This window comes from Salmonella sp. SAL03688, assembly GCF_046551895.1.
Lineage (GTDB): Bacteria > Pseudomonadota > Gammaproteobacteria > Enterobacterales > Enterobacteriaceae > Salmonella > Salmonella enterica.
Window position 1 is genome coordinate 24,040 of the sequence record NZ_JBGDVI010000033.1, and the last position, 8,306, is coordinate 32,345.

General features: G+C 52.4%; 8 protein-coding genes. All 8 read right to left on the minus strand.

Annotated elements, in window-relative coordinates; genetic code table 11:
- Window positions 1-58 precede the first annotated feature (58 nt).
- The gene (rpoB, locus tag ACLJR2_RS22220) at window positions 59-4,087 is read right to left on the minus strand and encodes a DNA-directed RNA polymerase subunit beta (RefSeq protein WP_000263105.1); all 4,029 of its coding nucleotides are present in this window, start codon (window positions 4,085-4,087) and stop codon (window positions 59-61) included.
- Between the two features lie 318 nt (window positions 4,088-4,405).
- Window positions 4,406-4,771, minus strand: coding sequence for a 50S ribosomal protein L7/L12 (gene rplL / locus ACLJR2_RS22225; protein ID WP_000028882.1), 366 nt, complete (start codon window positions 4,769-4,771; stop codon window positions 4,406-4,408).
- 66 nt (window positions 4,772-4,837) lie between these two features.
- Window positions 4,838-5,335, minus strand: a complete 498-nt coding sequence (gene rplJ, locus ACLJR2_RS22230) for a 50S ribosomal protein L10 (RefSeq protein ID WP_001207203.1) — start codon at window positions 5,333-5,335, stop codon at window positions 4,838-4,840.
- Between the two features lie 419 nt (window positions 5,336-5,754).
- A complete protein-coding gene (gene rplA, locus ACLJR2_RS22235) occupies window positions 5,755-6,459 on the minus strand; it encodes a 50S ribosomal protein L1 (protein ID WP_001096676.1) in 705 nt (234 codons plus the stop codon).
- Between the two features lie 3 nt (window positions 6,460-6,462).
- Complete coding sequence (gene rplK / locus ACLJR2_RS22240) at window positions 6,463-6,891, minus strand: 50S ribosomal protein L11 (protein ID WP_001085926.1); 429 nt, start codon at window positions 6,889-6,891, stop codon at window positions 6,463-6,465.
- A gap of 157 nt (window positions 6,892-7,048) precedes the next feature.
- Window positions 7,049-7,594 (minus strand): transcription termination/antitermination protein NusG, encoded by a 546-nt coding sequence (nusG, locus tag ACLJR2_RS22245; protein ID WP_001287521.1) that lies wholly within the window; start codon window positions 7,592-7,594, stop codon window positions 7,049-7,051.
- A 1-nt stretch (window position 7,595) separates the two neighbouring features.
- Entirely contained in the window at window positions 7,596-7,979 is a 384-nt protein-coding gene (gene secE, locus ACLJR2_RS22250; protein ID WP_001275691.1) for a preprotein translocase subunit SecE, read from the minus strand.
- A gap of 229 nt (window positions 7,980-8,208) precedes the next feature.
- Window positions 8,209-8,306: elongation factor Tu (locus ACLJR2_RS22255; protein ID WP_072082015.1), on the minus strand; the 98-nt coding region annotated here is incomplete at its 5' end.

Genomic DNA, 8,306 nt, shown 5'->3' on the forward strand with positions numbered 1-8,306 from the left:
GTTAGCACAATCTGGTGTCGGGTTTTACCCCGACACCAGTGACCTGTTTGAGCGAGAATTACTCGTCTTCCAGTTCGATGTTGATGCCCAGCGAGCGGATTTCTTTCAACAGAACGTTGAAGGATTCCGGCATACCCGGTTCCATCTGATGGTTGCCGTCCACGATGTTCTTATACATCTTGGTACGACCGTTCACGTCATCAGACTTAACGGTGAGCATTTCCTGCAGGGTGTAGGCGGCGCCGTAAGCTTCCAGCGCCCACACTTCCATCTCCCCGAAGCGCTGACCACCGAACTGCGCCTTACCACCCAGCGGTTGCTGAGTAACCAGGCTGTAAGAACCGGTAGAACGCGCATGCATCTTGTCATCAACCAGGTGGTTCAGTTTCAGCATGTACATGTAACCGACGGTTACCGGACGTTCGAACTGTTCACCCGTACGGCCATCGAACAGGGTGATCTGACCGGAGGTCGGCAGGTCGCCCAGTTTCAGCAGCTCTTTGATTTCCGCTTCTTTCGCACCGTCGAACACTGGTGTGGCAATCGGCATACCTTTACGCAGGTTTTCTGCCAGACGCAGCACTTCATCATCGCTGAAGGTGCTCAGGTCGACTTTCTGACGAACGTCGGCGCCCAGATCGTAGGCACGCTGGATGAATTCGCGCAGTTTGGCGACTTCCTGCTGCTGTTTCAGCATGGCGTTAATCTTGTCGCCAATACCTTTCGCAGCCATACCCAGGTGGGTTTCCAGAATCTGACCGATGTTCATACGAGACGGTACGCCCAGCGGGTTCAGTACGATGTCTACCGGCGTGCCGTTTTCATCGTAAGGCATGTCTTCGATCGGGTTGATCTTAGAGATAACACCCTTGTTACCGTGACGACCTGCCATCTTATCACCCGGCTGGATACGGCGTTTAACGGCCAGATAGACCTTCACGATCTTCAGCACGCCCGGCGCCAGATCGTCGCCCTGGGTGATTTTACGGCGCTTCGCTTCAAGTTTTTTCTCGAACTCGTGTTTCAGCTCGTCATACTGCTCAGCCAGTTGTTCCAGCTGATTTTGTTTCTCTTCGTCGGTCAGACCGAGTTCCAGCCAGCGGTCGCGCGGCAGTTTGTCGAGCTTCTCAGCTTCAACGCCGCCGGAAACCAGCACCGCACGGATACGGCTAAACAGGCCCGCTTCGAGGATCTGCAGTTCTTCAGACAGGTCTTTTTTCGCCTGCTTGAGCTGCATCTCTTCGATTTCCAGAGCACGTTTGTCTTTTTCTACGCCATCGCGAGTAAAGACCTGAACGTCGATAACCGTACCGGAGACACCGTTAGGTACGCGCAGAGAAGAGTCTTTAACGTCAGACGCTTTCTCACCGAAGATCGCACGCAGCAGTTTCTCTTCCGGCGTCAGCTGGGTTTCACCTTTCGGCGTCACCTTACCGACCAGAATGTCGCCGCCGGTTACTTCCGCGCCGATGTAAACGATACCGGATTCATCCAGTTTGGAGAGCGCAGCTTCACCCACGTTCGGGATGTCAGCGGTGATCTCTTCCGGCCCCAGCTTGGTGTCACGGGACACGCACGCCAGTTCCTGAATGTGGATGGTGGTGAAACGGTCTTCCTGAACCACACGCTCGGATACGAGGATGGAGTCTTCGAAGTTGTAGCCGTTCCACGGCATGAACGCCACGCGCATGTTCTGACCGAGCGCCAGTTCACCGAGGTCGGTGGACGGACCGTCTGCCAGCACGTCGCCGCGTTCAACCGGCTCGCCCAGAGACACACATGGCATCTGGTTGATACAGGTGTTCTGGTTAGAGCGGGTGTATTTGGTCAGGTTATAGATGTCGATACCTGCTTCACCCGGGTACATCTCGTCTTCGTTAACTTTGATAACGATACGGGATGCATCCACGTACTGAACAGTACCGCCACGTTTAGCTACTGCAGTAACACCGGAGTCGACGGCGACAGCACGTTCCATACCGGTACCCACCAGCGGCTTGTCAGCGCGCAGAGTCGGAACCGCCTGACGTTGCATGTTCGCACCCATCAATGCACGGTTGGCGTCATCGTGTTCCAGGAACGGGATCAGGGACGCACCGACGGAGACCACCTGCTGGGTGGAAACGTCCATGTAGTCAACCTGGTCACGGCTGAACAAGCTGGATTCGCCTTTGCTACGGCAGGTCACCAGATCTTCTACAAAGTGGCCTTCGTCATCCAGGTTGGAGTTCGCCTGAGCGATAACGTAGTTGCCTTCTTCGATAGCAGACAGGTAATGAATTTCGTCAGTAACCACGCCATCAACCACACGACGGTACGGCGTCTCAAGGAAGCCATATTCGTTAGTCTGTGCGTACACGGACAGGGAGTTGATCAGACCGATGTTCGGACCTTCCGGCGTTTCGATAGGACATACGCGACCGTAGTGCGTCGGGTGTACGTCTCGAACTTCGAAGCCTGCGCGTTCGCGGGTCAGACCGCCTGGGCCGAGTGCGGAGATACGACGTTTGTGCGTAATCTCAGACAGCGGGTTGTTCTGGTCCATAAACTGAGACAGCTGGCTGGAACCAAAGAACTCTTTCACTGCGGCGGAAATCGGCTTGGCGTTGATCATATCCTGAGGCATCAGGGTATCCAGATCGCCCAGAGACAGACGCTCTTTCACCGCACGCTCTACACGCACCAGGCCAACGCGGAACTGGTTTTCCGCCATTTCGCCGACGGAACGGATACGACGGTTGCCGAGGTGGTCGATATCATCCACTTCGCCTTTACCGTTACGGATATCGATGAGCTTCTTCATGACATCAATGATGTCGTCTTTGCTCAGGATACCGGAACCTTCGATTTCGTCGCGCAGCAGAGAACGGTTGAACTTCATACGACCCACCGCAGACAGGTCATAGCGGTCTTCGGAGAAGAACAGGTTCTCAAACAGGCTTTCAGCCGCTTCACGAGTCGGCGGCTCACCAGGGCGCATCATGCGGTAGATTTCTACCAGCGCGCTCAGACGATCGTTAGTTGGGTCGACGCGTACCGTTTCAGAAATGTACGGGCCGTGGTCCAGATCGTTGGTAAACAGCGTTTCGATACGCTTGTGGCCGGACTGGCTCAGCTTAGCCAGCAGATCCAGGCTCAGCTCCATGTTCGCCGCGCAGATCAGCTCGCCAGTGGATTCGTCAACGTAGTCTTTAGAGACGACTTTACCTGCGATGTACTCAACCGGAACTTCGATATGCTTGATATCGTCTTTTTCCAACTGACGGATATGACGCGCGGTAATGCGACGGCCTTTTTCAACGTACACTTTGCCGTTAGCTTCGATATCGAACGACGCGGTTTCGCCGCGCAGACGTTCTGGAATCAGCTCCATCTGCAGCTTGTTGTCGCGAATTTCGAAGACGACTTTCTCAAAGAACAGGTCAAGGATCTGCTCAGTGGTGTAGTTCAGCGCACGCAGGATGATGGTCGCAGGCAGTTTACGGCGACGGTCGATACGCACGAACAGGTTGTCCTTCGGATCGAATTCGAAGTCCAGCCAGGAACCACGGTAAGGAATGATGCGCGCGTTATACAGCACTTTACCCGAAGAGTGGGTTTTACCTTTGTCGGAGTCAAAGAAGACGCCCGGACTACGGTGCAGCTGAGAAACGATAACACGCTCAGTACCGTTGATAACAAAGGTACCGTTGTCGGTCATGAGCGGGATTTCGCCCATGTAGACTTCTTGTTCTTTAATGTCTTTAACGGTGCCTTCCGGCGCTTCGCGCTCGTAGATCACCAGACGCAGTTTTACGCGCAGCGGTGCGGAATAGGTCACGCCACGGATCTGACATTCCTGAACGTCAAACACCGGTTCGCCAAGGCGGTAGCTGACGTACTGCAGCTCGGAATTACCGCTGTAGCTCTGAATCGGGAACACGGAACGGAAGGCTGCTTCCAGGCCGTACTGCCCTTCAGGATCTTGCTCGATAAACTTCTGAAACGAGTCAAGCTGGATAGAAAGGAGATAAGGTACATCCAGAACTTGTGGACGTTTACCAAAATCCTTACGAATACGTTTTTTCTCGGTATAGGAGTAAACCATAGGGTTCCTCAGCTCGCTGACAAGTCGACCCATCTGTCCTGCGGGGGACAGTTTGTGCAACACTATTTTGTTGACCGGAAAATGGAACACTTTCCGCAATGCCTGTTGCTATCACGCTTAAACCATTTCATTGCGATTTACACAGAACGTACGCTCTGTCGCAGTATATTAAGTCGTCGATAGAAACAAGCATTGAAAGGCACAGCAGTAGTCAAACAGTGTGAAACGCTACTGGCGCCTTACAGCGCAAAAAGGCTGGTGACTAAAAAGTCACCAGCCATCAGCCTGATTTCTCAGGCTGCAACCGGAAGGGTTGGCTTATTTAACTTCAACTTCAGCGCCAGCTTCTTCCAGAGATTTTTTCAGTGCTTCAGCGTCATCTTTGCTCACGCCTTCTTTCAGAGCGGCCGGAGCAGATTCTACCAGGTCTTTAGCTTCTTTCAGACCCAGGCCAGTTGCGCCACGTACTGCTTTGATAACAGCAACTTTGTTAGCGCCAGCAGCTTTCAGAATTACGTCGAATTCAGTTTTTTCTTCAGCAGCTTCAGCCGGGCCAGCAGCTACAGCTACAGCAGCAGCAGCGGAAACACCGAATTTTTCTTCCATTGCAGAAATCAGTTCTACAACGTCCATTACGGACATAGCGGATACTGCTTCAATGATTTGATCTTTAGTGATAGACATTTAAATTGTTCCTGAATATCAGAATAAGTTTATACGTAAGCAAATGCTTGATAAAGACAACTGCGATTACGCAGCTTCTTTTGCATCGCGTACAGCAGCCAGTGTGCGAACCAGTTTGCCAGCCGAAGCTTCTTTCATGGTTGCCATCAGGCGTGCAATTGCTTCTTCGTAGGTCGGCAGAGTTGCCAGGCGGTCGATCTGAGACGCCGGGATCAGCTCACCTTCAAAGGCTGCAGCTTTGACCTCAAATTTTGCATTCGCTTTCGCGAACTCTTTGAACAGACGAGCAGCAGCGCCCGGGTGTTCCATAGAGTATGCAATCAGGGTCGGACCAACAAACGTGTCTTTCAGGCACTCGAACTGAGTACCTTCAACGACGCGGCGCAGCAGGGTGTTACGAACAACACGCATGTATACGCCAGCTTCACGACCTGCTTTACGCAGTTCAGTCATTTTATCTACAGTTACGCCACGGGAATCCGCAACTACTGCAGACAGCGCGCCTTTGGCTACTTCGCTGACTTCAGCAACAATCGCTTGTTTGTCTTGAAGATTTAAAGCCATTAGCTTTGCTCCTGGATGTTTGCCGGAACTCATGTTCCGGAACTCACTTCACTCATCTCAACGAGAAGAGCGTCTTAATACGGTGAGCAGAAACAAGCCAGAGTATAAAAAATAATCTTAGCGTTCTGTCACCGTCTACGCAGGGGATTAAGCCTCTTGCGAGACGCCTGCGGTCTTCGACGGAGGCCTGGATAGGCCAGGCTCCAACGAACAAATTCTTTCTATGACTTCGTCCTTTGAACCGCAGCTGTGTTAGCTGCGCTCGTTCACACCAGTCACATAGTTAACTATGCTCCTGGCGATTCACTCACTTGCTGCCTTGCTGCAATTCAAATGACTCGCATAGTGCTCTGTTATATTTCAACAGAATCGTGGGGGTAAGATTGTAGACAAAATCACCGCCCACGTAAAGACTAATCTTAGTTCGCAGATGCGCTCAGACCAGCCTGATCAACGGCAACGCCAGCACCCATGGTAGTGGAGATGCTAACTTTCTTGATGTACACGCCTTTCGCCTGGCTCGGTTTTGCTTTTTTCAGCGCAACCAGCAGAGCTTCCAGGTTTTCTTTCAGTTTGTCAGCGTCAAAGTCCACTTTACCGATGGTGGTGTGGATGATGCCGTTTTTGTCGTTACGGTAACGAACCTGACCTGCTTTAGCGTTCTTAACCGCTTCAGCAACGTTCGGAGTTACGGTACCGACTTTCGGGTTTGGCATCAGGCCGCGCGGACCCAGAACCTGGCCCAGCTGGCCAACAACGCGCATTGCATCCGGGGATGCGATAACAACGTCGAAGTTCATTTCGCCTTTCTTGATCTGGTCAGCCAGATCTTCCATACCTACCAGCTCAGCGCCAGCAGCTTTAGCTGCTTCAGCGTTCGGGCCCTGGGTAAATACGGCAACGCGAACAGAACGGCCAGTACCGTGCGGCAGTACAGTCGCGCCACGAACGTTCTGGTCAGATTTACGAGCATCGATGCCGAGGTTAACGGCAACGTCAACGCTTTCGTTGAATTTAGCAGTGGCCAGCTCTTTCAGCAGGGCAATAGCTTCGTTGATGTCGTACTGTTTGGTCGCATCAACTTTTTCACGGATCACGCGCATACGCTTGGTCAGTTTAGCCATTTCTTAGTCCTCCACTACCAGGCCCATGGAACGTGCAGTACCTTCGATGGAGCGAGTCATCGCTTCAATGTCGGCACCGGTCATGTCGGCAGCTTTGGTCTGCGCGATTTCCTGCAGCTGAGCGCGGGAAATTTTACCTACTTTGTCTTTGTTCGGCTTGCCGGAACCAGACTTGATACCAGCCGCTTTTTTCAGCAGAACAGCTGCCGGAGGCGTTTTGGTAACGAAGGTGAAAGAACGGTCAGCGTAAACGGTAATAACAACCGGAATCGGCAGACCTTTTTCGATGGAATCCGTTTTTGCGTTGAACGCTTTGCAGAATTCCATGATGTTCACACCCTGCTGACCCAGTGCTGGACCAACTGGCGGACTCGGGTTCGCCATACCAGCTGCAACCTGCAGCTTGACGTAGGCTTGTACTTTCTTAGCCATTCTAAATTCCTCGAATTGGGTAGTATCGCTTCAAAGAAGCTCCCCGTGATAAATATCGCTTTATAGGCATAAGGCCCATAAAAACAAAAGGCGCGAAATTGTATGTCAATTTCGCGCCCTATGCAACGATTAGATCGCTGCTTTTTTGATCGCAGCCTTACGCTTTCTCAACCTGGCTGAAGTCCAGCTCTACCGGGGTCGCACGACCGAAGATAGAAACAGACACTTTCAGGCGAGACTTCTCATAATCAACTTCTTCGACAACGCCGTTAAAGTCTGCGAACGGACCGTCGTTAACACGAACCATTTCACCCGGTTCAAACAGAGTTTTCGGCCGCGGCTTATCGCCAACCTGCTGCAGGCGGTTCATGATCGCATCGACTTCTTTGTCGCTGATCGGCGCCGGACGGTCAGAGGTACCGCCGATAAAGCCCATCACACGCGGCACGCTACGCACCAGGTGCCAGCTTGCGTCGTTCATGACCATCTGGACCAGAACGTAACCCGGGAAGAATTTGCGTTCGCTTTTGCGACGCTGGCCGCCACGGATCTCAACGACTTCTTCAGTCGGCACCATGACTTCGCCAAACAGCTCTTCCATATTGTGTAATTTGATATGCTCGCGCAGCGATGTGGCTACGCGGCCTTCAAAACCGGAAAACGCCTGAACGACGTACCAGCGCTTTTTAGGTGCTTCAGACATCTCAGAACCTCAGGCCAGTGATAAAGGATACCAGGCGAACCAGAATACCATCCAGTCCCCACAGGATCAGTGACATAACTGCGGTAACCGCAGCGACGATCAGCGTGGTGTGCAGCGTTTCCTGGCGAGTCGGCCAAATGACCTTACGGACTTCGGTTCTCGCTTCACGGGCAAAAGCAACGGTTGCTTTACCTTTTGTCGTCAACAGCGCGACACCACCCGCTGCAGCAATCAGAATTACTACGGCCAGCGCACGCAGCGGCAGCATCATGTCGCGATAGAGGTAGTTGCCGACGATTGCGACGATCAGCAATATGGCAACAACTATCCACTTCATCGCTTCCAGGCCGCGCCCGCTCCCTTGAGCTTCGGTATTCGCACTCATAAACCAACCTGTCAGAAGTATTCTACAAACATTTTCACCCCGCAATCGCGAGGCAATCCAAATCGAAACGCTTATTCGCCTTTCGGATTATACGCCCTCTACAGAGCCTGTCTCAGCAATGATTATGACAAATAAAATCACTGATGAGCCAGGTTCTGGTGTGAAAGCGTGCAAAAAGGGCATCAAATGATGCCCTTTTATTGCGCATTGCGTCAAATGTTATCAGCGATTAGCCGAGAACTTTAGCAACAACGCCCGCGCCAACGGTACGGCCGCCTTCACGGATTGCGAAACGCAGACCGTCGTCCATTGCGATCGGGTGGATCA